22 protein-coding genes and 1 tRNA gene are annotated in these 22160 nt (G+C 65.2%); 14 read left to right on the forward strand and 9 right to left on the reverse strand.

The window, feature by feature from the left end:
* The first annotated feature begins 41 nt into the window (after positions 1 to 41).
* Positions 42 to 209 (forward strand): hypothetical protein, encoded by a 168-nt coding sequence (locus ASE16_RS19945; protein ID WP_200949540.1) that lies wholly within the window; start codon positions 42 to 44, stop codon positions 207 to 209.
* Entirely contained in the window at positions 209 to 679 is a 471-nt protein-coding gene (locus ASE16_RS03380; protein ID WP_055890547.1) for a RidA family protein, read from the forward strand. The genes ASE16_RS19945 and ASE16_RS03380 overlap by 1 nt, the downstream gene beginning before the upstream one ends.
* Positions 680 to 749: 70 nt before the next feature.
* Here ASE16_RS03380 and acs read toward each other — a convergent pair whose 3' ends face one another.
* On the reverse strand, positions 750 to 2699 hold the full coding sequence (gene acs / locus ASE16_RS03385) for an acetate--CoA ligase (RefSeq protein ID WP_055890549.1): 1950 nt from the start codon (positions 2697 to 2699) through the stop codon (positions 750 to 752).
* Between the two features lie 353 nt (positions 2700 to 3052).
* Between acs and ASE16_RS03390 the strand changes: the two genes are divergently transcribed.
* The 5 genes from ASE16_RS03390 to ASE16_RS03410 all read left to right on the forward strand — a co-directional run bounded on the left by ASE16_RS03390 (position 3053) and on the right by ASE16_RS03410 (position 6180).
* Entirely contained in the window at positions 3053 to 4063 is a 1011-nt protein-coding gene (locus ASE16_RS03390) for a TadA family conjugal transfer-associated ATPase (protein WP_082581190.1), read from the forward strand.
* Entirely contained in the window at positions 4060 to 5076 is a 1017-nt protein-coding gene (locus ASE16_RS03395) for a type II secretion system F family protein (RefSeq protein ID WP_235500319.1), read from the forward strand. Before ASE16_RS03390 ends, ASE16_RS03395 begins: the two co-directional genes overlap by 4 nt.
* A gap of 132 nt (positions 5077 to 5208) precedes the next feature.
* Positions 5209 to 5403: a DUF4244 domain-containing protein gene (locus tag ASE16_RS03400; RefSeq protein WP_055890550.1), complete on the forward strand. Its 195-nt coding sequence runs from the start codon at positions 5209 to 5211 to the stop codon at positions 5401 to 5403.
* 16 nt (positions 5404 to 5419) lie between these two features.
* Positions 5420 to 5731 carry a TadE family type IV pilus minor pilin gene (locus ASE16_RS03405; protein ID WP_235500321.1) on the forward strand — a complete coding sequence of 104 codons (312 nt, stop codon included), beginning with the start codon at positions 5420 to 5422 and terminating at the stop codon, positions 5729 to 5731.
* Between the two features lie 98 nt (positions 5732 to 5829).
* Positions 5830 to 6180: an Rv3654c family TadE-like protein gene (locus ASE16_RS03410; RefSeq protein WP_055890553.1), complete on the forward strand. Its 351-nt coding sequence runs from the start codon at positions 5830 to 5832 to the stop codon at positions 6178 to 6180.
* On the opposite strand, the gene ASE16_RS03415 is transcribed toward ASE16_RS03410, so the two are convergent.
* Entirely contained in the window at positions 6181 to 6426 is a 246-nt protein-coding gene (locus tag ASE16_RS03415; RefSeq protein WP_200949541.1) for a hypothetical protein, read from the reverse strand.
* A 210-nt stretch (positions 6427 to 6636) separates the two neighbouring features.
* On the opposite strand from ASE16_RS03415, the gene topA reads away from it, so the two are divergent.
* The 7 genes from topA to ASE16_RS03450 all read left to right on the forward strand — a co-directional run bounded on the left by topA (position 6637) and on the right by ASE16_RS03450 (position 15475).
* Positions 6637 to 9489, forward strand: coding sequence for a type I DNA topoisomerase (gene topA / locus ASE16_RS03420; protein WP_055890555.1), 2853 nt, complete (start codon positions 6637 to 6639; stop codon positions 9487 to 9489).
* Positions 9486 to 10130: a dTMP kinase gene (tmk, locus tag ASE16_RS03425; RefSeq protein WP_055890557.1), complete on the forward strand. Its 645-nt coding sequence runs from the start codon at positions 9486 to 9488 to the stop codon at positions 10128 to 10130. Before topA ends, tmk begins: the two co-directional genes overlap by 4 nt.
* Positions 10131 to 10204: 74 nt before the next feature.
* A complete protein-coding gene (locus ASE16_RS03430; RefSeq protein ID WP_055890560.1) occupies positions 10205 to 11431 on the forward strand; it encodes a DNA polymerase III subunit delta' in 1227 nt (408 codons plus the stop codon).
* The gene (locus ASE16_RS03435; RefSeq protein WP_082581192.1) at positions 11428 to 13029 is read left to right on the forward strand and encodes an alpha/beta hydrolase; all 1602 of its coding nucleotides are present in this window, start codon (positions 11428 to 11430) and stop codon (positions 13027 to 13029) included. Before ASE16_RS03430 ends, ASE16_RS03435 begins: the two co-directional genes overlap by 4 nt.
* 65 nt (positions 13030 to 13094) lie before the next feature.
* Complete coding sequence (locus ASE16_RS03440; protein WP_055890563.1) at positions 13095 to 13775, forward strand: TetR family transcriptional regulator; 681 nt, start codon at positions 13095 to 13097, stop codon at positions 13773 to 13775.
* 83 nt (positions 13776 to 13858) lie between these two features.
* Positions 13859 to 13934 (forward strand) — tRNA-Thr (locus ASE16_RS03445).
* 314 nt (positions 13935 to 14248) lie between these two features.
* A complete protein-coding gene (locus ASE16_RS03450; protein WP_082581193.1) occupies positions 14249 to 15475 on the forward strand; it encodes an acyltransferase family protein in 1227 nt (408 codons plus the stop codon).
* 431 nt (positions 15476 to 15906) lie between these two features.
* On the opposite strand, the gene ASE16_RS19615 is transcribed toward ASE16_RS03450, so the two are convergent.
* The 7 genes from ASE16_RS19615 to ASE16_RS03480 form a co-directional block, all read right to left on the reverse strand.
* A complete protein-coding gene (locus ASE16_RS19615) occupies positions 15907 to 17250 on the reverse strand; it encodes a PKD domain-containing protein (protein WP_157480044.1) in 1344 nt (447 codons plus the stop codon).
* Positions 17238 to 19070, reverse strand: coding sequence for a right-handed parallel beta-helix repeat-containing protein (locus ASE16_RS19290; protein ID WP_082581194.1), 1833 nt, complete (start codon positions 19068 to 19070; stop codon positions 17238 to 17240). The genes ASE16_RS19615 and ASE16_RS19290 overlap by 13 nt, the downstream gene beginning before the upstream one ends.
* On the reverse strand, positions 19067 to 19870 hold the full coding sequence (locus tag ASE16_RS19950) for a hypothetical protein (protein WP_200949542.1): 804 nt from the start codon (positions 19868 to 19870) through the stop codon (positions 19067 to 19069). The genes ASE16_RS19290 and ASE16_RS19950 overlap by 4 nt, the downstream gene beginning before the upstream one ends.
* The gene (locus ASE16_RS03465) at positions 19867 to 20442 is read right to left on the reverse strand and encodes a hypothetical protein (RefSeq protein WP_055890573.1); all 576 of its coding nucleotides are present in this window, start codon (positions 20440 to 20442) and stop codon (positions 19867 to 19869) included. Before ASE16_RS03465 ends, ASE16_RS19950 begins: the two co-directional genes overlap by 4 nt.
* Positions 20443 to 20610: 168 nt before the next feature.
* Positions 20611 to 20898: a hypothetical protein gene (locus tag ASE16_RS03470; RefSeq protein ID WP_055890575.1), complete on the reverse strand. Its 288-nt coding sequence runs from the start codon at positions 20896 to 20898 to the stop codon at positions 20611 to 20613.
* Entirely contained in the window at positions 20895 to 21284 is a 390-nt protein-coding gene (locus ASE16_RS03475) for a hypothetical protein (protein ID WP_055890577.1), read from the reverse strand. Before ASE16_RS03475 ends, ASE16_RS03470 begins: the two co-directional genes overlap by 4 nt.
* A gap of 4 nt (positions 21285 to 21288) precedes the next feature.
* Positions 21289 to 22155, reverse strand: coding sequence for an N-acetylmuramoyl-L-alanine amidase (locus tag ASE16_RS03480; RefSeq protein WP_055890580.1), 867 nt, complete (start codon positions 22153 to 22155; stop codon positions 21289 to 21291).
* Positions 22156 to 22160: the final 5 nt, after the last annotated feature.

The raw sequence follows: 22160 nt of genomic DNA on the forward strand, positions 1-22160 counted from the left end.
AGGTGATAAACCTGATAAACCCCCCGAACGCAAGGAGCACAATGCCGCGCTGGGAATACCTCACGACGCCTCTGATCGTCCACAACACCGCCGCGATCCTCAACAACTGGGGCTCGGAGGGGTGGGAGCTGGTGCAGGTCGTCACCGGTCCGGAAGGCGGCCTCGTCGCCTACCTGAAGCGTCCCGTCGTCGACGGAGAGGACGCCTGATGGCCGCCGTCGAAGCTCGCCTCGCCGAGCTCGGGATCGTGCTTCCCGACGTGGTTCCGCCCGTCGCGGCATACACTCCTGCCGTCGTCGACGGCACCCACGTCTACACCTCCGGCCAGCTTCCGATGGTGTCAGGCGCGCTCCCCGCCACGGGCAAGGTGGGCGACGGTCACGGCCTGGTTCCCGCCGACGACGCGAAGGAGTACGCCCGCACCTGCGCGCTGAACGCCCTCGCCGCCGCGAAGAGCGTCATCGGCTCGCTCGACAGGGTCACCCGCATCGTCAAGGTCGTCGGCTTCGTCGCCTCCGACCCGTCGTTCACCGGTCAGCCCGGCGTCATCAACGGGGCGTCCGAGGTGCTCGGCGAGATCTTCGGCGACGCAGGGGTGCACGCGCGCTCTGCCGTCGGAGTCTCCGTGCTCCCGCTGGACTCGCCCGTCGAGGTCGAGCTCATCCTGTCGTTCGAGTAGCGCGCATCCCGAATTGCCGAAGGGCCCGCATCCACAGTGGATGCGGGCCCTTCGGCGTGCACGGGACGCGCTAGGAGAGCTTGCTCTGGATCGAGCTCATCACCGCGGTGTCTGCGAGCGTCGTGGTGTCGCCGACCTCTCGGCCCTCCGCCACGTCGCGCAGCAGGCGGCGCATGATCTTGCCGGAGCGCGTCTTCGGAAGCTCGTTCACGATGAAGATCTCGCGCGGGCGGGCGATGGCGCCGATCTGCTCCGTGACGTGCTTGCGCAGCTCGGCTGCCACATCCATCGCCTCGGCGTTCTCGAGCTGGTTCTGCTTGATGATGACGAACGCCACGACGGCCTGGCCAGTGGTCTCGTCGGCCGCACCCACGACGGCAGCCTCCGCCGTCAGGGGATGCGCGACGAGGGCCGACTCGATCTCCGCCGTCGAGAGGCGGTGGCCTGAGACGTTCATCACGTCGTCCACGCGGCCCATCAGCCAGATCTCGCCGTCCATGTCGTAGCGGGCACCGTCGCCGGCGAAGTACTTGTCGCCGAACTTCTCCCAGTACGTCTCCTTGAACCGCTCGGGGTCGCCCCAGATGCCGCGCAGCATGCTCGGCCACGGCTCGGCGACCACCAGCAGGCCGCCCTGGTCCTTGCCGACGGGAACCCCGGCCTCGTCCAGGATCTCGATCGAGATCCCGGGCAGAGGCACCTGCGCGGAGCCGGGCTTCAGCGTGGTGACGCCTGGGAGGGCGGAGACCATGATGGCGCCGGTCTCCGTCTGCCACCAGGTGTCGACGATGGGAGTGGTGTTGCCGCCGATCACGTCGCGGTACCACATCCACGCTTCCGGGTTGATGGGCTCTCCGACCGATCCGAGCACTCGCAGGCTCGACAGGTCGAACTTCTGCGGGTGCTGGCGGCCGATCTTCATGAACGAGCGGATGGCGGTCGGCGCCGTGTAGAAGATGGAGACCTTGTACTTCTCGATGATCTCCCACCAGCGGCCGGGGTGCGGCGTCTCCGGGGTGCCCTCGTAGAGCACCTGGGTGGCGCCGTTGGCGAGTGGGCCGTAGACGACGTAGCTGTGGCCGGTGATCCAGCCGATGTCGGCCGTGCACCAGTAGACATCGGACTCCGGGTGGAGGTCGAAGACGTTCTTGTGGGTGAACGCGGCTTGTGTCAGGTAGCCGCCCGAGGTGTGCAGGATGCCCTTCGGCTTGCCCGTGGTCCCGGAGGTGTAGAGGATGAACAGCGGCTGCTCCGCCTCGAACGACGTGGCGACGTGGTCAGCGTCCACCTGGGCGATCTCGTCGTGCCACCACAGGTCGCGCCCGCTCGTCCACTCGACGTCGTTCTCGCCGCGCTTGACCACGAGCACGTGCTCGACGGTCGTCTCGCCGGACGCGAGTGCCGCATCCACGGCGTTCTTGAGAGGGAAGACCTTCCCCTTGCGCCAGCCGCCGTCCGCAGTGATGACGAGCTTGGCAGCCGCGTCGTCGATGCGCGAGCGCAGGCTCTCCGCGCTGAAGCCGCCGAACACGACGGAGTGGACGGCGCCGATGCGCGCGACCGCCAGCATGGCGATGACGGCCTCCGGGATCATCGGCAGGTAGATCGCGACCCTGTCGCCCGCGGCGATGCCGAGGCTGGTCAGCAGATTGGCCGCCTTCTTGACCTCCGCGGTGAGCTCTGCGTACGTGATGGAGCGGCTGTCGCCAGGCTCGCCCTCCCAGTGGATGGCGACGCGGTCGCCGTTGCCGGCGATGACGTGCCTGTCGAGGCAGTTGTACGCCACGTTCAGCTCGCCGTCGTCGAACCACTTCGCGAAGGGCGGGTTGGTCCAGTCCAGGGTGCGCGTGAACGGCTTGTGCCAGTGGACGAGCTCACGGGCCTGGTCGGCCCAGAACCCGAGACGGTCTTCCGCGGCACGTTCGTAGAGCTCGGCGGTCGCTACCGCGTTGGCCGCGAACTCCTCGCTGGGGGCAAAGCGGCGTGCTTCGTGCAGCAGATTGTCGATTGTGTTGCTCATGGGGAGTCTGTTCGCTCCTTTGCGATGCTGAATGGTCAAGTCGTGGCGCGACAATGGTCGACTCTACAACCTGGCGGTGACCTCCTCGATGAAGACTTGCGTTTGCATTGATTCTGCGTAAACTGTCTCTCGGCCGAATATTAATTCTGGCGTGCGGCGCAAACGATTCCCCCCAATCATGCGCCGCAGTGGCCGCACCTGTTCCCCCCAATAGGTGCGGCCCCCCTTTTTTTAACCGGGCCGACGCGCTGCAGCTGGTCTGGTGCCTCTCCACACGCCGCGCGTTTCGGGAGTTCTCCACGGGTTTCCGGGTGCGACAGCGGTGGATGCGGCGTGCTTCGTAGCGTTCCTGCATGAGGACGACATCGAGAGAACTCCGTGCGAGTGGGCAGCCTGAGGATGCGACGCCGTCCGCATCGACGTTCGAGCGGGCTGGCCTGTGGCAGACGTTCGGGCCGCTCGCGCCCTACCTGCTGCACGACGACGTCACAGACCTCTTCATCACGGCGGGAGGCGAGCTCTGGGCCGACGGCGGCGAACGCGGTCTCCGGCGCATCGACGGCTGGTGCTCGGACGAGCGCACGACGCGAGACCTCGCGGTCCGTCTGGTGGCGAGCGGGGGCAGACACCTCGACGAGGCGACGCCGTTCGTCGACGTCCGCCTTCTGAACGGGATACGGGTGCATGCGGTGCTCCCTCCCGTCTCAACGGGAGGAACGCTGCTGTCGGTTCGGATACCGAGCGGCAGGGTGCTGGGACTGCCCGACCTTCTCGCCGACCGTGCGATCACCCGGCGGCAGGCGGACATACTGCTGCGCGCGATAGCGCAGCGCACCAACCTTCTCATCACCGGCGCGGGCGGTGCGGGCAAGACCACGCTCCTCGGCGCCGTCCTCTCCCACGCGCCGCCGGACGAGCGGATCGTCACCATCGAGGACGTCGCGGAACTCCGCATCGCGCACCCGCACGTGGTCGGCCTCCAGACCAGGCAGCCGAACCTGGAGGGCGCGGGCGGCGTCGGCCTCAGGAGACTCCTGCGCGAGGCGCTTCGGATGCGTCCTGACCGACTCGTCCTCGGCGAGTGCAGAGGAGAGGAGATCACCGATCTTCTGTCCGCGCTGAACACCGGCCACGACGGAGGGGCCGGAACGCTCCACGCCAACTCGATCGGCGACGTCCCCGCCCGCATCGAGGCACTCGGCGCTCTGGCAGGGCTGAACGAGCGCGCCGTCGCCAGACAGGCGGTGAGCGCCATCGGGATGCTCGTCCACGTCGAGCGCGTCGGAGGCGCGCGCAGCGTCGCCGGCTTCGGGCGGTTGGAACTGGCGGAGGACGGTCGGCTCGGCGTGGTGAGCACGTCGTGAAACCGACGAGAGCGAGTACCTGGGTTCGCCGGCGTGAAAAGCGCGAGCGGGCGGGAGAAGAAGCAGAGCGGGTCGCAGAGCTGGTCGAGGAGCTGGTCGCCCTCATGGAGGCGGGGGTGACGGCGGAGGCGGCGTGGGGGTACCTGCGGGAGTTCTCCGCGCATCCACTGGCCGGGCTGGTGGGAGCTGGTATCGCGGCGGGGGAGCGGACAGCCGACGCTGTGGCGCGGGCTGCGGGTGCCTGGGCGGTCGAGCGAAGATCGGGGGCGACGGCGCGATCGCGATCTCCCGCAGACGTCTCCCCGGCGGCGGATGCCTCGTGGACGGTGTTGACCGCAATCTGGCGGGTCGCGGACGTCGCTGGAGCGCCGATGGCTCCGACGCTGCGTCGCCTCGCTGACGCTCTGCGCGACCGCGCGGAGGCGGAGCGCGACGTGCACGTGGCGCTGGCAGGGCCGCGGGCGACAGCGCAGCTCGTGTCGTGGCTGCCTGTCGTCGGAATGGTGCTGGCCGTTGTGATGGGCGTCGACCTTGTCGGCACGCTCACTGGTTCGGCCGTCGGCTGGGCACTGCTCGGCGCCGGTGTGCTCCTGCTGGTCGTCGGGAGGCGATGGATGCGCACCCTCCTGCTGCGGGCACACCCCGGTCTCGACGTTCCCGGTCTGCGTCACGACCTGATCGCGACGGCGCTGAGCGGCGGGGTCGGGGTGCCGAGCGCTCTGGCGATGTGCGACGAGGCGTGTTCGGCGCTCGAGGTGCTCGGCGACGATCGAGCGGAGGTCGCGCGCATTCTGAGCCTGGCGCAGCGCGCCGGCGCCCCGGCGGCGGACCTGCTCAGGAGTGGGGCGGCTCGGGCCAGACGGCAGCGCCGGATGCAGGGCAGAACGACCGCTGCGGCGCTCGCGGTCCGGTCGATGCTTCCTCTCGGCGCGTGCGTGCTTCCGAGCTTCATGCTGCTGGGCGTCGCTCCTGTGGTGCTGTCGATCATCTCCTCCACAGTCGCCGCGTTCTGACGGTTCTCCACCGATCGGGAATCGCTGTGGTCAGCGGGAGACGCACACCGGAGGGTGGAAAGACGGCCACAACGAGCGGCCGGAGCGAACGACGAAGAAACGAACAACGGAACGAACAACGAGGAGAGGCACATGAGAAGAGGAACGACGAGTGGATTCGTCAGGCGGGTCATCCGCGAAGAACGAGGTTCGGCGACGGCCGAGTACGCGGTCGCGACGATGGGAGCAGTCGGATTCGCCGGGTTGCTGGTGGTCCTGCTCCGCGGCGACGAGGTCAAAGCGATCCTCACCGATCTGGTCACGCGTGCTCTCACCACGGGCGGATGACGGAGAGCGGGGGAGCGTGACCGCCGAATTCGCGGTGGCGCTCCCCGCCGTGCTCGCCTGCCTCGCGCTGTGCCTCGGCGCCGTTCAGGTGGCGACACAGCAGGCACGACTCGTGGATGCGGCAGCCCAGTCAGCACGGATGCTCGCCCGTGGCGATGACCCGGCCCGCATTGCGCGCGAGGCCGATGCGGAACTGACCGTCGACAGAGAAGGAGGAATGGTGTGTGTGAAAGCGACGGGTGCGAACCAGGAGACTGCGCTGGGGGTCCTGGGGCTGCGCGCATCCGCCAGGGCGTGTGCGCCGGACGAAGGTCACCCAGATGGCTGAGCCGTGGCGTCCCCTGCATGCGCGCGACTGCGGGCGGACCGGGCGGTCGGCGTGGTCGTGGGGTCGGGCTGGGCGGTTGGCGCGATCGTGCGGGCGCGATGGGCGCGCGCATTCTGTGCGAGCGCGGCGCAGCCGGGGTTCTCGCGGTGGCGCTGATCGGGGTGCTCGTGTGTGCGACGGCAGCGGCCGTGGCGGTGGCAGGGGCGTACGGGGCGCGGCGCGTGTCCGGTGCCGCGGCGGACGGGGCGGCGCTCGCCGCGGCGGATGTCGCGTCAGGGTTGCGGCCGGGGTCACCGTGTCAGGAGGCGGAGCGGGTCGCATCTGCGAACGGTGCGCGACTGGTGTCGTGTGAGCTCGATGGCGTCATCGCCGTCGTGCTCACCTCCGTCACCTACCTGGGGCTTCCTGCGCGCGCCGCGGCGCGCGCAGGTCCGCCTGGAACGCCGTGATCAGTCGAAGATCGCCTCCAGATACCGGTACTCCACGGCGCTGGGGCGGCGGTCGAGGGCGTCGTCTGACGCGAACTCGATCGCGGAGGAGCGGATATAGAGGTAGCGCTTGCCTGCGGTGGAGGAGGGGATCTCGAGACGAGGGCGGGGTTCGCCCGTTCCGAGGTATTCGGTCGCGATGGTCTTCCCCTCGAGGGGGCCGTCGGTCAGTTTGGCGGTATACGTCGTCGTTGAAGTGATAGCCATACCTTCATCTTCCTCCCGCCCCGGGCCACCGCAAGGTCTGCGCCCTCGGCGAACGAAGATCCACCGATTAGGCAGACAAGCGGCTCAGGTGTGTATGGTTTGCCTGTCGGGGCCGTGCGGCCCACGCTCGCCGCAGGGGTGCGGCGCCGGGGGAGCGCGCTACGAACGTCTCGCTGTTGCAGAACAGCGCGTATATATAAGAGGAGTCAGGTGTCTGACACGAAGAAACTCGTCATCGTCGAGTCACCGAACAAGGTGAAGTCGATCGCCCAGTATCTGGGCGACGGCTACGAGGTGATGGCGTCCGTCGGGCACATCCGCGACCTCATCGAGCCCAAGAACCTGCCGCCGGAGCTCAAGAAGGGCTCGCTCGGCAAGTTCTCCGTCGACGTCGAGAAGGGCTTCGAGCCCTACTACGTGGTCTCCGACCAGAAGAAGAAGACGGTCGCCGATCTCAAGAGAGCGCTCAAGAACGCCGACGAACTCCTCCTCGCAACGGATGAGGACCGCGAAGGAGAGGCCATTGCCTGGCACCTCATCGAGGTGCTCCAGCCGAAGGTCCCCGTGAAGCGCATGGTGTTCCACGAGATCACCAAGGAAGCCATCGAGAAGGCGCGCGACAACACCAGGGAGATCGACACCGCACTGGTCGACGCCCAGGAGACCAGGCGCATCCTGGACCGGCTGTACGGCTACGAAGTGTCGCCCGTGCTGTGGCGCAAGGTGGGGCCAGGCCTGTCCGCCGGTCGCGTTCAGTCGGCGGCGACCCGACTCGTGGTCGACAGGGAGCGCGAGCGTCTTGCGTTCGTGCCCGCCTCGTACTGGGGGCTGACGGCGCGGTTCACCCCGGAGGACGCCAATGGCTTCGAGGCCAGGCTGGCCAGGCTCTCCGGAGAGCGCGTCGCCACCGGTCGCGACTTCGACGACCACGGAAAGCTCACATCGTCCGCCCGCACGCTCGACGAGCAGACGGCGACCACGCTCGCCGCCGCGATCTCCCGGCCGAGCACCGTGGTGACGGTGAGCAAGGTCGACTCCAAGCCGTACTCGCGTCGCCCTGCTGCCCCGTTCACCACGTCGACCATGCAGCAGGAGGCCGCCCGCAAGCTGCGGTTCTCCGCCAAGCAGACGATGAGCGTCGCGCAGTCCCTCTACGAGAGCGGCTACATCACCTATATGCGAACCGACTCCGCGTCGCTCTCGCAGCAGGCCACCAATGCCGCCCGCACCCAGGCCGCGAAGCTGTACGGACCGGAGACGGTGCCGGACAAGCCGCGCACATACGCGTCGAAGAGCAAGAACGCCCAGGAGGCGCACGAGGCGATCCGGCCGTCCGGCGAGGTCTTCCGCACGCCGTCCGAGCTCGAGAAGGTGCTTCGCGGCAACGAGTTCCGACTCTACGACCTGATCTGGAAGCGGACCGTCGCATCGCAGATGGCCGACGCCAAGGGCCAGACGGCCTCCGTGACCGTCGAGACCACGATCACGGAAGGCGAGCACGCCGGCACGATCGGCGAGTTCACCGCGAGCGGCACGGTCATCACGTTCCGCGGATTCCTCAACGCATACGAGGAGAGCAAGGACGAGGAGCGCAACTCCTCCGACGCGGCGGACGCGAAACTCCCGCCGCTGCAACCCGGTCAGGGGCTGAGCGTCGAAGACGTCGAGGCGGACGGCCACGAGACGACCCCTCCGCCGCGCTACACGGAGGCCAGCCTGGTCAAGGCCCTCGAAGAGCTGGGCATCGGCCGGCCGTCGACGTTCGCGAGCATCATCTCCACGATCGTCGACCGCGGGTACGTCACGCCGCGAGGGCAGGCGCTGGTTCCGAGCTGGGTGGCGTTCTCGGTCGTCCGGTTGCTCGAGGACTACTTCGGCGACCTGGTGCAGTACGACTTCACCGCGGAGATGGAAGACGACCTCGACCGGATCGCAGATGGAGAGGCGGAGCGCGTCGACTGGCTCAACAGCTTCTACTTCGGCAGCGACAAGCACACCGGTCTGCGCCGCGTCATCGACAACCTCGGTGAGATCGACGCGCGCAGCATCAACTCGATCGCCATCGACGACGACGTGACGCTGCGCATCGGCAAGTACGGCCCGTACCTCGAAGTCGCGGAAGATGGCGCGGCAGAGGGAGCGACGCCGCGCAGGGTCAACATCCCGCCGGAGCTCGCTCCGGACGAGCTCACGCCGGCGAAGGCGCACGAGCTCATCGACGCGCCGGTGCTCACCGACCGGGTCCTCGGCGTCAACCCGGAGAACGGCAAGAACATCGTGGCGAAGGACGGCCGTTTCGGACCGTACGTCACCGAGGTCGACCAGGAAGAGCCGGCGGCGGAGAGCGTCGACCAGGCCACAGGAGAAGTAGTCTCGGCGCCCGCCAAGAAGACGACGAAGAAGGCAGCCGCCGTCAAGCCGCGCACCGCGTCCCTCTTCAAGTCGATGGACCTCGCTTCGCTCGACCTCGGCACAGCGCTGCAACTGCTCGACCTGCCGCGCACGGTCGGACTCGACCCGGAGAGCGGCGAGGAGATCCAGGCGCAGAACGGGCGATACGGTCCATACCTCAAGAAGGGCACGGACACCCGCTCGCTCCCCAGCGAAGACGACATCTTCGCGATGGACCTGGCCGGAGCCCTCGAACTGTTCGCGCAGCCGAAGTACGGCAACCGCCGCGCGTCGAGCGCACTCAAAGAGTTCGACGCCGACCCTGTCAGCGGCAAGCCGATCAAGGTCAAGGACGGCCGATTCGGTCCGTACGTGACCGACGGAGAGACCAACGCCACCATCCCGCGCGGCGAGACGGTCGAGGAGGTCGACTTCGAGCGCGCCGTGCAACTGCTGGCTGACAAGCGGGCGAAGGGACCAGCGAAGAAGGCCCCGGCCAAGAAGGCGCCCGCGAAGAAGGCTCCGGCCAAGAAGTCGCCGGCGAAGACGACGGCGGCGAAGACCACCGCGGCGAAGACCACCGCGGCGAAGAAGACGACCACGGCAAAGACCACCGCGGCCAAGACGACCACCACGCGCAAGGCGGCGGCGACAAAGTCGGCAGTGGAGTGAGCGGGAACGACACGAATCCGGAACGTCGCGGGCTCTTCATCACGATCGAGGGCGGCGACGGGACGGGCAAGTCCACCCAGGCGAAGCTGATCGAGGAGTGGCTGGCGGAGCGAGGGCGAACGGTCGTGCGCACCCGCGAACCCGGCGGAACCGAGGTCGGCGTCGAGATCCGCGAGATCGTCTTGCACCACAGAGGCGACATCGCAGCGAGGGCCGAGGCGCTGCTGTACGCCGCCGACCGCGCGCACCACATCGAGACGTTCGTGCGTCCCGCGCTGGAACGCGGCGAGGTCGTCCTGCAGGATCGCTACCTCGACTCGTCCGTGGCATACCAGGGCGCTGGGCGGGTGCTCGACCCCGTCGAGATCCGCAACCTGTCGCTGTGGGCGGCGCAGGGACTCCTACCGGACCTGACCATCCTCCTCGACCTCGACGAGACCGCCGCACGGGCGCGGCTCGACACCTCGCGCACCCGCTACGACAGGCTGGAAGCAGAGAAGTCCGACTTCCACGCACGCGTGCGCGCCGCCTATCTCGGGCTGGCAGAGGCGGAGCCAGAGCGCTTCCTGGTGGTGGATGCGTCGCGTCCCGTCGACGAGATCGCCGCGGACATCCGCACCAGGCTCGAACCGTATGTCTGATCGGGCCGCGACTCCGCCTGCGCGCGTCGCCGGCGCATTCGGCGGTGTCGGTGGCGACCGCTAGCCTGGGAGGCATGGCAGTGTGGGATGACCTGACGGGTCAGGACGACGCCATCGCCATCTTCAAAGCCGCAGCCGCCGGTGGATCGGCGCCGAGCGCATCCACTGATTCCGGCGCCCCCTCCGGGTCGGCCACCGGGTCGGCCACCGGCCGCAGCATGACGCACTCGTGGCTCATCACCGGCCCCCCAGGCTCCGGCCGGTCGAACCTCGCGTTCGCCTTCGCCACCGCTCTGCTCAGTCCGGGAACGCCGGAGGGCGACCTCGCCACGCAGCGCCAGGTGGAGGCGCGCACCCACCCCGACCTCGCCGTGCTCAGCACCGAACGCGTCATCATCTCCATCGAGGAGGTGCGCACGCTCGTCGCCAGCTCGCAGTTCTCCCCGTCTGTCGGCCGGTACCGCGTGATGATCATCGAAGACGCCGACCGGATGAGCGAGCGCACCTCCAATGTGCTCCTCAAAGCGCTCGAAGAGCCGCCGGAGCGAACCGTCTGGATCCTCTGCGCTCCGAGTGACGCCGATCTCATCCCGACCATCCGATCGCGCGTCCGCACGGTGCGGCTGCGCGTCCCGAGCGTTTCCGACGTCGCCGCCCTGATCGGCCGGCGCGACGGGGTCGACGAGGCGACGGCCGAACGCGCGGCCAGGCACGCGCAGAGCCACATCGGCATGGCGCACAGGCTCGCGACCAACGACGAAGCCAGGCGCAGACGCGAGGAGACCCTGCAGCTGGTGCTGCGGATGCGGTCGGTGTCCGACGCCGTGCTCACCGCGGCGAGCCTGCTGGAGATCGCAGGGGCCGACGCCAAGGCCATCACAGAGGAACGGGACGCGGAGGAGCGCGAGCACGCCCTGCGCTCGCTCGGCGTGGAGCCGGGCGGCACCATCCCGCCCGCCCTCCGCTCACAGCTGCGTCAGCTCGAGGAGGACCAGAAGCGCCGCGCGACCCGCAGCCTCCGCGACGGCATCGACCGCATCCTGGTGGATCTGCTGTCGCTCTACCGCGATGTGATGATGCTGCAGCTCGGCAGTGCGAGCGAGCTGGTGAACCTGGAACTCCAGGACAGCCTCGACGCTCTCAGCACTCACACGACTCCCGCAGCTACGCTCGCCGCGATGGATGCGATCGCCACCGCCCGTCAGCGGATCGACGGGAACGTCGCTCCCGCGCTGGCGATCGAGGCCATGCTCACCACCATCCTGCGCGGCGGTGCCGCTCGAAAGGGGAACGACCAGTGACCACCCGCCACGGCCACTCCGACGCGCGCGGTCGCTCAGCTGCCCGCACCACCGGTTCCCGACGAGGAGGGCGCCGCAGCGCGCGCACCGCACTCGTCGCGGTCGCGGCGATCGTGGCTTTGACGCTCACCGGGTGCGTCACCTGGTTCATCCCGCCGAAGACGGCGCAGACGTCGACGCCGGTCGCCGAGCAGGTGGCAGCCGACCTGCAGCCGTTCTACAGCCAGGTGCTCACCTGGAAGAGCTGCGCATCCGGCAAGCAGTGCGCCACCGCGAAGGCGCCGCTCGACTGGAAGAACCCGTCGTCGGGCGAGATCGAGCTGGCTCTCATCCGGCAGACGGCCAAGGGCACCAAGCAGGGCTCGCTCCTGGTCAACCCCGGCGGTCCTGGTGGATCGGGCTACGACTTCGTGCGCGACTCCGTCGACTACGCGACGGACAGCACCCTGCAGCAGCACTTCGACGTCGTCGGCTTCGACCCTCGCGGCGTCGGCCACTCCACGGCGGTGAAGTGCTATGACGCCAAGCAGATGGACGGCTACCTCTACGACATCACGCCTGGTACGCGCGGGTCGGACGCGTGGATCGCCGAGAACACCAGCGTGTCCAAGGACTTCGGCTCGGCGTGCGCGACCAACACCGGAGCGTTGCTCGAACACGTCGACACGGTCAGTGCCGCTCGCGACCTCGACCTGCTCCGCGCCGTCCTCGGCGACAAGAAGCTCAACTACCTCGGATACTCGTACGGCACGTACCTCGGTGCGGTGTACGCCGACCTCTACCCCGGCAAGACCGGCCGTCTCGTCCTCGACGGCGCGCTCGACCCTGCCGCGAGCAACTTCGATGTGACGAAGGTGCAGGCGCAGGGCTTCGAGAGCGCGCTCCGCGCATACCTCAAGGACTGCCTCGCCCAGAAGGGCTGCCCGTTCAGCGGATCGGTCGACGACGCGATGAAGACGATCAGCGACCTGCTCGCCTCGGTCGAGCGGAGCCCCATCCGCAACTCGGACGGCAGGGAGCTCGGCGCGAACACCCTGGTCACCGCGATCATCTATCCGCTCTACGACGCGACGGCCTGGTCGTACCTGACCGACATGTTCACCTCGGTGATGAAGGGGAGCGCATCCACTGCTTTCACCCTCGCCGACGCGTACAACAACCGGCAGAGCGACGGCACGTACGGAGACAACTCGACGGAAGCGTTTATGGCGATCAACTGCCTGGACTACACGTACGACGCCGACCCGGCCACGATGCGCGCGCAGGCCGCCGAGCTGTCGAAGGACGCCCCGGTGATCGGCCCGTACATGTCGTACGGCGACATCGGATGCGCGAACTGGCCGTACACCTCCACCGTCGAACGCGGTCCGATCGCCGCGAAGGGCTCCGCGCCCATCCTCGTGGTCGGCACGACGAACGACCCTGCAACGCCCTACGTGTGGGCGAAGAACCTCGCTGGCGAGCTGGAGAACGGTCACCTGCTCACCTACAAGGGCGAGGGCCACACGGCGTACAACAAGTCCAACTCGTGCGTGAACGGCGCGGTCGACGATTTCCTCGTGAAGGGCACCATCCCGGAGGCAGGCAAAACCTGTTGAGGATGACCTCCTGATTCGGACCCCACGGAGTGGTGCAATTTTGCAGACAATGAAATAATCGTCGAATGAGCATGGTGCAGGAAGAACTCGGGCTGCGGGAGCGGAAGCGTCTCGCGACCAGACGCGCGATTCAGCTGGCAGCGCTCGAACTCGCCAGCGAGCGCGGCTTCGACCGGGTGACGATCGACGAGATCAGTCACGCGGCGAACGTGTCTCCGCGAACGTTCTTCAACTACTTCCCGTCCAAGGAGTCCGCCATCATCGGCGAACTGCCGGAACTCCCGGACGAAGAGCGCATCGAACGCTTCATCGACGCGGGGCCGGAGGAGCCGATCCTCGACGGCATCAGCGAACTCCTCATCGCCGCGATCGACACGGTCGAGATGACCGGCGACGAGCACGGCGGAGAACTGGATGCGACACGGAGTGTCCACGAACTCCACACCCTGCGACGCGCGCTCCTCAAAGACAACCCCGAACTCTTCGCGCAGCGGATGGCGAGCATGCACCAGTTCGAGGACGCCCTGAGCGCCATCGTGCAGCGTCGACTCGCCCACGACGACCCTGCGCTCGCCACCGACCAGGAAACGCTGCACCAGCGCGCCAGGCTCGTCACATACGTGTCGTTCGCCGGGATGCGCCACGCCTGGTCGTGCTGGGCGGACCACGGCGGCGTCGAACCGCTCGCCGACCGTCTCCGCAGTTCGTTCGCCCAACTCCAGGCGCTCGGCAACCAGGTGCGCTGAGCCGCAATCTCAGATGGTCAGTAGCACCCTCGAAGATCGGGTAAGCTATCTGACTGTGCGTAACGCCCTCGGGCGAGACCCACGCCGCCCTAGCTCAGTCGGCAGAGCATCTCACTCGTAATGAGAAGGTCAAGGGTTCGATTCCCTTGGGCGGCTCCATATAAACACTGGTATCCCAGGTCATCCCGCAAATCCTGGTATAGCCCAACTCACAGCCATTCCCCAAAAATGGGGGCAACCACGGATACCCTTGACCGTGCCGCCACGTCGAACGTATGTTCGAAACATGGTGAATACGCGTCGTAATGAGGATGGGTTCAGGGGTGAGTATCCGAAGCCGAGTACGGCCGGCGACGATCTGTATCGGGAGTATGGCCTGACCCCACCATGGGAAATCGAGTACGAGGATGGAAAGGCTCTACCCCCGAATAGGGTAGAACGCCCGGATTAATCTGGGCGTATGCTCAGGTTTCATGAGGAACACTCAACATCGGTACGCATCACTCGACGGACTACGCGGCGTCGCAGCGTTATCCGTCGTTCTGTACCATGCACTGTTGGTCGTGCCGGCCGTCTCCGTGTTGTACGTCGAGAAGGCCGATGCAAGCCCGCTAAGCCCTGAGTGGTGGCTGTTTCGTACACCGCTGCGGCTCATAATGCCTGGACATGAAGCGGTGCTGATCTTCTTCGTGCTGTCCGGATTCGTTCTCACCCTACCGCTGCTTACCCACAAGCAAACGGTGCGCAGTGTTCTCGCCTACTACGGTCGCCGAATCCTCCGCCTGTACATTCCCGTCTGGGGTGCAGTTGCATTCGCACTGCTCTTGGCCGTGGTGATTCCTCGCGACCCGACGATGGGTTCCAGCTGGATGGCAACACATGTACCGCCAACAGTTTCCGCCGTGTGGCACGATCTTGTGCTGGTGCTCGGCACCTCCAACCTGGACAGCCCGCTGTGGTCGCTGACATGGGAGGTGTGGTTCTCTCTACTCCTGCCGGTCATGTTCGTCTTGTTGAAGGTCGCCCGAGTGCATGACTGGTGGTTGGGTGGCATCGCGTTGATGATCGCGCTATCTGCCATCTCGAGGTTCCCGGCTGTTCTTGACGCGCTGCCGCAGGCGTGGCTGACCGGCGGAATGCTTCAATACTTGCCCGTGTTCGGCATCGGAATGATTCTTGCATCACGGCGCGACACGATCGCAGAATTGGCCCAACGCGTCCGGGCCTGGTGGCCTGTCGTTGCAGCCACTCTACTGTTGCTCATTTCACCAAGCCTCATCCCCACCGGTCCCACATACACGCCTGTAGCAGCATTGCTCGCAGCCGTGAGCTTGGTAGGGGTTGGGGGAGTTGTGGTACTCGCGCTTGAATCGCCGCTGGCGAAGCGGTTGCAGTCCAAACCGGTCCAATGGGCGGGCACGCGCTCGTTCAGCATCTACCTCATCCACGAACCAATTCTTGTGGCCGCAGCGCTACTGACACGGGCCAACGGCTGGTTGCCGTGGCTGTTCGTTGCCCTGGCTGCTATCCCCGTGATCCTGGTCGCTGCGGAAGGCTTCTACCGAGCAGTCGAGCGCCCGTCCATGCTTCTGTCGCAGCGCGTAGGACGTGCCATAAACGCAAAGAAGACCCCCTCAACCACACTTGGTGTGGTTGAGGGGGAAACGTCAGTACGCGCCAACCCATCCGCCGCCCGGTGAACGGGTCCAACGGGTTTGTGGTAGCACGGTGATCTGAAACGAGTACGTCGATGATGTTGACGTGCCGTTCGTAGCTGACACGGTGAATGTCATTGTCTTCTCGGGAGGCATCACCGATGGGGGCTTGATGATGCACGACGAACCAGCAGGGGTAATAGTCGCGGTAGGGCCTCCCGTCTGGGTCCACGTCCACGAGGTTGGTGTCGGCGAACCGACACCAACCTTCGCGGTAACCGTCAGGCCAACCGGTTCCACTCGTGCATCTGCTGGTGGCGTCAAGAACAACTGAACCGTACCGGAGGCACGGATAGCGGTTGTTCGAGACTGGGGCGCGGTGACAAGAGTGCCTGACACCCGAATGGCAGTCGTTCGGGAGATGGGTGCAGAGACGCTACCTGTCGCCCGGATCGCGGTCGTCCGGGATGCAACCACTAGAGAACCGCCACCTCAGAAATGTGGAGCGCGCCCCAATCGGTGATGGTGCCGATCTCGGTACCGTTCAGGGTGGTGGTGACCGTCGAAGCTGAACCGGTGTAAGCCAGCGAAGCTTCCTTGATCAGCGTGGTACCCGAGTAGAGCCTAGTCAGGGAAGTGTGCGAACCGACGGCCGTCAGGAACCCGTCCATGTCCCACGAGAACGTGGTGCGCGCCGCCATAGGAACGAGGCGCCACTTCCGCTCCGACGCGGTTGACGTCATCGCCGGCGAGTCGACACCAGTTGCGGAGTTCCCATCATTCAACGCGTCCCCTTGAGTGGCAGATCCGCCGACAATCGTCCACCCGGTCGCGCCGCTACCGGCCCATCCGGGGAGGATGCTCACCGTGCCAGACGTTGCTGGCACACGAACCTCAACGGTTCCTGTCGTGCTTGCGCCACCGTTGTCAGTGGCGGCGTACTGAAGCACGTAGAGAGAGCCGGCAGAACCGGCCGTGAATGTGACCGTTGCTGTAGACGCTCCCGAAAGGGTGGGACCACCCGATGCGGGGTAGGTCATAGTCCACGCACGTGATGCGATCGTTCCATCACTGTCGGAGTCGGTCGCTGTCAGAGACACAGACGCAGACGCGGCGACCGTCTGGTTCGCGGGCATCGTAACCGACGGCGGAATGTTCGCGTACGGCCCTGGAAGGCCGGTCGAATCAATGCCCGTACGAATCAGCAGGTCATCGACTCGGGTGCCGCCCGAGTAGTTACCCGAACCCCACTGTCCGATAACAACGTCACCGAAACCGCCAGACGGTGCCATCGTGCCGGTGGTGGTTGAGAACGATTGCACGGCGGTGGTCGAGTCCCCGAGGAAGTACGACATCTCAAGGGTGGCCGTCCCGGTGCCTGTAATGAGGTGGTATTCAACCCGCAATGCTGTGTCTACCGGTGCGTCAGCAGTCGACGCGAAGATGTCCGTTCCCGTCGAATCGGTCAGGCGGATCTTCCTGTTCGATGAGCTGGAACCCACGCGGATGCGGAACGCTAATGCTCCACCGGTTTGAGCTGTTGCGCGCAACAGTGTGTATTCGGCTGAGTTGGAGCCCGAGACGGAGAAATCAATGCGCCCGTCGATCTGGGTCGCACCGGCTAGGTTCCATTTGACCGACTGATCCGAACCGGAACCGCCGGCGATCTGCATCCCCTTCGCGCCATGGAACGCAGCCGCGGCTGCGTATGTTGGCGTACCCGCCACTGTCACGAAGGCATTGCCCGACGTCGCCGAGTTGCTGGTCGTGACAGTGGCACCCTCCGTACCCGAGTCGAAGTTATTGGTCAGGATAGCCACAGGAAGTCTCCAATCCAGGCACCCACCTGTGGGGTGGTGTGACCGACGAGTGCTGCAATATCGATGGGAATCGGTTGCGGATTGTCCAACGCAAGCGAGGACGATTTGAGCGTGCGATCAGGGTTGAATGCGTCCGACCCGTCGACAAACACGGATTGTGAGTCCTTGCCCGTCGCGGTTTTCCATGACGGCAGGTTGAAGTACGAGATCGTGCTTGATCCTGCGGTTGGTGATGGGAACCCCCACATTCGTGAAGTTCCTGCGCGACGGTTGAACACGTTGCCATCACCGGTGTAGCCGAACGCTGACGCTGGACGTGTCCATCCGGTTGTGGAATCTCGAACCACCAGAATGCCCGTCCCCGCTGAACCAGTGTGCGAGAACGCGTTGTTGTAGTTCTCGATGGAATCGATGAGCCAGTCCATGCCCGTGGGGTCCGGGTACGACTGGCGCGTGTCCCGTCCAACGGAGTTTGACTGCATGGGTGCACGGTCATCTGCGTTGAAGTTGAGATCTGTCTCAACGTTGTCCATGAACGTGTTGTTCCACACGCGCGGGTGGTCGCAGTTGATGAAGTACCCGCCGATGGCACCATTCGAGAACACCACGTTGTTTGTGAACAGCGCAGTGCCGGACAATTCGGCTATGAACCCGTGCTTGACGTTTCCGTAGATGGCGTTGCCGTACGCCTTGATGTTGTATACAGACTCGTCACACCAAATGCCTGACGCCTGATTATTGCGGACGATGTTTCGCCTGAACGTGACGCCCCGAAGCCGGGTAACTTTGATGCCTGCGGCGGCGGGCGCGATGTTGAAGTTCTCCCGATTGTTGCCCTCGAGAAGGTTGTCCTCAATCATGAGGTTGTCGGCCTGGTTGGCGTGAACCCCGGTGAATCCGTTGTTCTGGACGGAGACATGACGGACAGTCGAGTTCGCGCGAATCATTGACATGCCGTACGTGGCGGACTCGGAGATGACACAGTTCTCCATGACGGAGCCCTCTTTGTAGAGACGCACCATGCCGAAGTCGCAGACAGCCGCAGCGTACCGGCGAACACCGATTCCGCGCATGGTTGTCACGCCGGTCGCGGTGACGGCCTGGTTGAGGTCGGAAACACGCACCTGTGAACCCGTTGGGTCGGCGCCGAGGTACAGGTAGGTGGGTGTGAACCGGTACCGGGTTGTGCCCGAAACTGATGGAGTGGTGGTGCCGCCTGAATAGGTGCCTTCCACGTAGAACTTGCCAGCAGTTACATCGGCGAGCGCCCCAACCTGCGTAAGGCGCACGCCATCAACCCAAACCTGATCCGGCCATGCCGAGTAGGGGTAGGCGGCATTGATGTAGCCCCAACCAGGGGTCGGGTTGTCATCCACGCCGCGATCCGCGGTGGGCGACCTGTCTAGAACGACAGTGTACGGAGCGCGCCATTTGCCTGACGCGCTCGTAAAGCCCGTGAGAACAGAGGTGCCATCCATCCACACGGCCTCGCCGGGGTAGTTCTGAATAGTGACATCGCGGGAGCAGGAGACGTTCTCGTGATACGTACCGCCGCGCATAACAACAGTGCCACCGGTGGGAACAATATCAAGCGCGTGCTGCAACGTCTTCACCGGACGGTCGACAGCACCCGAAGCCGAATCCGACCCGAACGCAGACGACACGTAGGTTACGTTCGCGGATGGGATATCGTACGCTGCCGTGCCGATTGTCAGGGCACCCGGCGCGACGAAAGATGGCAGGGGGTCACGTCCCGGCGCGTACCACCACGACGGGTCCGAAGACTTCCGCGCGTAGGTTACGTTCGGGACGATCGTCATGTCAGCTCCGCATACGTGTAAAGGTCAAGGACGCCAGCCCAAGTGGGGCCGGAGTACTGGATGGGGCCGTAAAACTGGCGCACCTGTACACCACCAGGGGCCGAAGCGGGCTGGGTTGGGTAGGTGCCGCCGGAATACATGACCGTGTAAACGCCACCAACCGAAGTAATGGCCGAATCCACGTACGACTTGTTCGCCGCTGACGTCCCCGATGTCGGGGTTGGAACAACAGGCTCGCTTGAGAAAGTCTTTACTCCGGCGACCGTTTCGGCGCCCGTCTTGTGAACCGCTGCCGAGTCGTCAGCTTTCGTCGCCACATACGCGTTCACGACAGCAGCATCGGCGGCAGTACCAGATGTTGTACCGATAGCCACACTTGACGTGCCAGCACCGATCGCGGAACGAACAGCAGCAGCGTCCGCAGCGGTAAGGACGGATCGCCCAATACTTGTCGAGTCGCTGATATTCGCAGCAGCAGGCTGGTAGTCGCCAGCCTTGGCTGTGCTTGACGTCGTGCCGATGGCAACAGAACTGGTGCCAGCTCCGATGGCGGTGCGAACGGCCGCAGCATCAGCAGCCGTCAGAACGGTTCGACCAATCGTAGAAGAGTCCGACACCTGTGACGCGGTGAAGGACTTGGCCGAGTCCGCCGTGTTGTTGACGTTCCCCAACCCCAGGTCGGCTTTTGTCAGCGTGACAAGGCCGGTACCGTCTGGGCTGATCCCGTTGATAACGGTCACGGTTCCAGCGCCGCCCCCGCCACCACCAGAAAGCTGGGCGAGCAGAATCACAGAGGTCATGGGGTGGTCCTCCACAGTTTGTTGTCAGGGGTTAGCAGAAGGTCCACGCCAACCCGGTACCCGTTCGGGAACGGTTCGGCAGTTGTGGCGACTGGGTACACGAGTGCCTGCAACACGCCGGGCACCGGGTTTTGGGTGATGACCTGCGCGAGGCTGATGTCATCGCCTGGGGCGCCGGTGAACGATCGTTGGAACGTCTGCCAGTTTTGGGGTGCAACCGGCGCGAATTTCGCCGTCCATGTCCACCCGGTGTAGTTGAGCGAGTTCTGCTGCGGCGCAATCAGTTGCACCTCTGTGGGTGCGCCCGGGTCTGGGTCCGCGCTTACACCGTCAGAGGGTGGGACCAGGCGCCCGTCGCTGTTCAGCGTGCATTTGATTGTCTGCGGGAAAATGAACATGTCGTCTGCTACGGACGTCAATACGTCCACACCGGAAAGGTTCGGGGTGAACGTAATCGTCGCCAGCGCTGTCACCTGGTCGGGCGCCTCACCAACATCGTTCGAGTCCGCCAGCGCGAGCACGCCGCGACCGGTGACGGTCAGGTGCCCGATTGAACCGGGAAGATCAGCCATCAGTATTCCTTACGTGCAGCGGCAGAAGTCGCAGGTGGCGTAGCAGTAACAGGTCAGCGCGTAGCAGTGGTGCCTGCATTTGCAGGTGCGTTGGCTACTGGCAGGATTCGCAGTTGAATGCGTCCATCGGGTCGACGGGTACGTAGTATTCGTCGTTGGGGTCACCGGTCACTCGCCGGACTCCTGGTCGATCGCGGACGGAAGGTACGCGTTCGGCAGCCCGTTGACGAGGATGTTCCCGGCGGACTTGCCCGCCGCGATCAGGCCGGTGAGCGCGATGGCGCCGACACCGTAACCGAGCGCAGCCCAGTCAAGGTTCGCGAGCCCTGCGGCGGATAGAACGAAACCGGAGCCGCCGATGACGACAGTTGAACCGGTGACGGCCTGCCAGAACGTGCGAATGAAAGCAATCTTCGCGGCCTGACGATTGGCAGGCGGGAAAAGGGTGGAACTCATAGGTCCTCTTTCTTAGCGAAACGGCCCTGCGCGTCACGGGCCTGAAGTTCGATGATTCGGGTGTTGTCGTTCGCTAACTTGGCTTGAACGTCAGCGAGGACTTCACCGTGACGGTCGACGGCATCCCGGAGGGAGCCGCCGTTGTTCGGCAGCACCTCGTGTTTGATCGACGCCAAGGATGCGTCCTGCGCCTTCAACGTGTCCTTGGTTTTGTCGATGAATTCAGGGAGGTCGGCAAGGGAATTGATGGTGGTGACGAACCGGGACACGAAACGCCACGCACTAGGAATGACTTTGATCGCGCCACCGATGAACGCGACCACGGCTGCAACGGCAAGAACCCATTGCAGCCACGGCCACGCGTCCCCAAACTCGAGGCTCGGCACCGGCTTACTTGGCGAGTTTGTTCGTGAACGCCGAATCCTTGTGGAGGGCGAAGTTCACAAGCTTCTGCAACTGGTCGGGCGAAACGGCGGCAGCCTTCGCCTGCTCTACAGTGTCAGCGGTCTGGTAGTAGACGTCCTTCCAGTTACGCGCCTGGGACTCGCCATCGTTCGCATACAGAACGTTGTCCTGATCGCGGTCCCAGAAGATCGCCACGAACTGCGGCAGACCAGCAGGGGGTGTCGCGCAGTAGTACAGGCGTGCCCGGTCCTCACGTCGAATCGCGGCAATGATTTCGTCTTTAGCAGCCAAGAGTTCGGCCTCCTCATCGTTTACGGCCCCGCCACCAGCAGCAAGGATCTGATTGGCGCGGGCAACAACCCGGTCCACGTCCATACCGCCAGGACACGCAGTCGCGTAACTGGCGGAGAAGAATTCGTACAGTTCTCGGTGTCCGAGCACGGTCGACCCGGCGCCGTTACGCACCAGCGGGAACCCGTACCGGCGGGACACGTCAGCACACATGCGGGCGATTGACTCGTATGAAGCGTCCGAGATCGTCCACCCGTTGGTTGACAAGTTCGCGCACTCAAACGTGATCGAACGCCTGTCGAAAGCGGCACCCCGGCCACCATCGTCGGAAGAACCGGACGTCCATGCCCGGTCACCCTCATCGACAACCCCGATGATCCGGCCGTCGTTCGCGATCACATAATTCGCAGACACCTGACGGGCACCAGAAACCATCATCGAAACCACACCATCCGCGTCTGTTGACGCGCAGTGATGCAGGATGATGTGGTCAATGGCCGCGCCATCTCGAGACGACCGTTGGCTGGACGTTGCGACCTGATTAGTAAGCGGACTGAACATCCGAC

This window comes from Leifsonia sp. Root227, assembly GCF_001428745.1.
Taxonomy (GTDB): Bacteria; Actinomycetota; Actinomycetes; order Actinomycetales; family Microbacteriaceae; genus Leifsonia.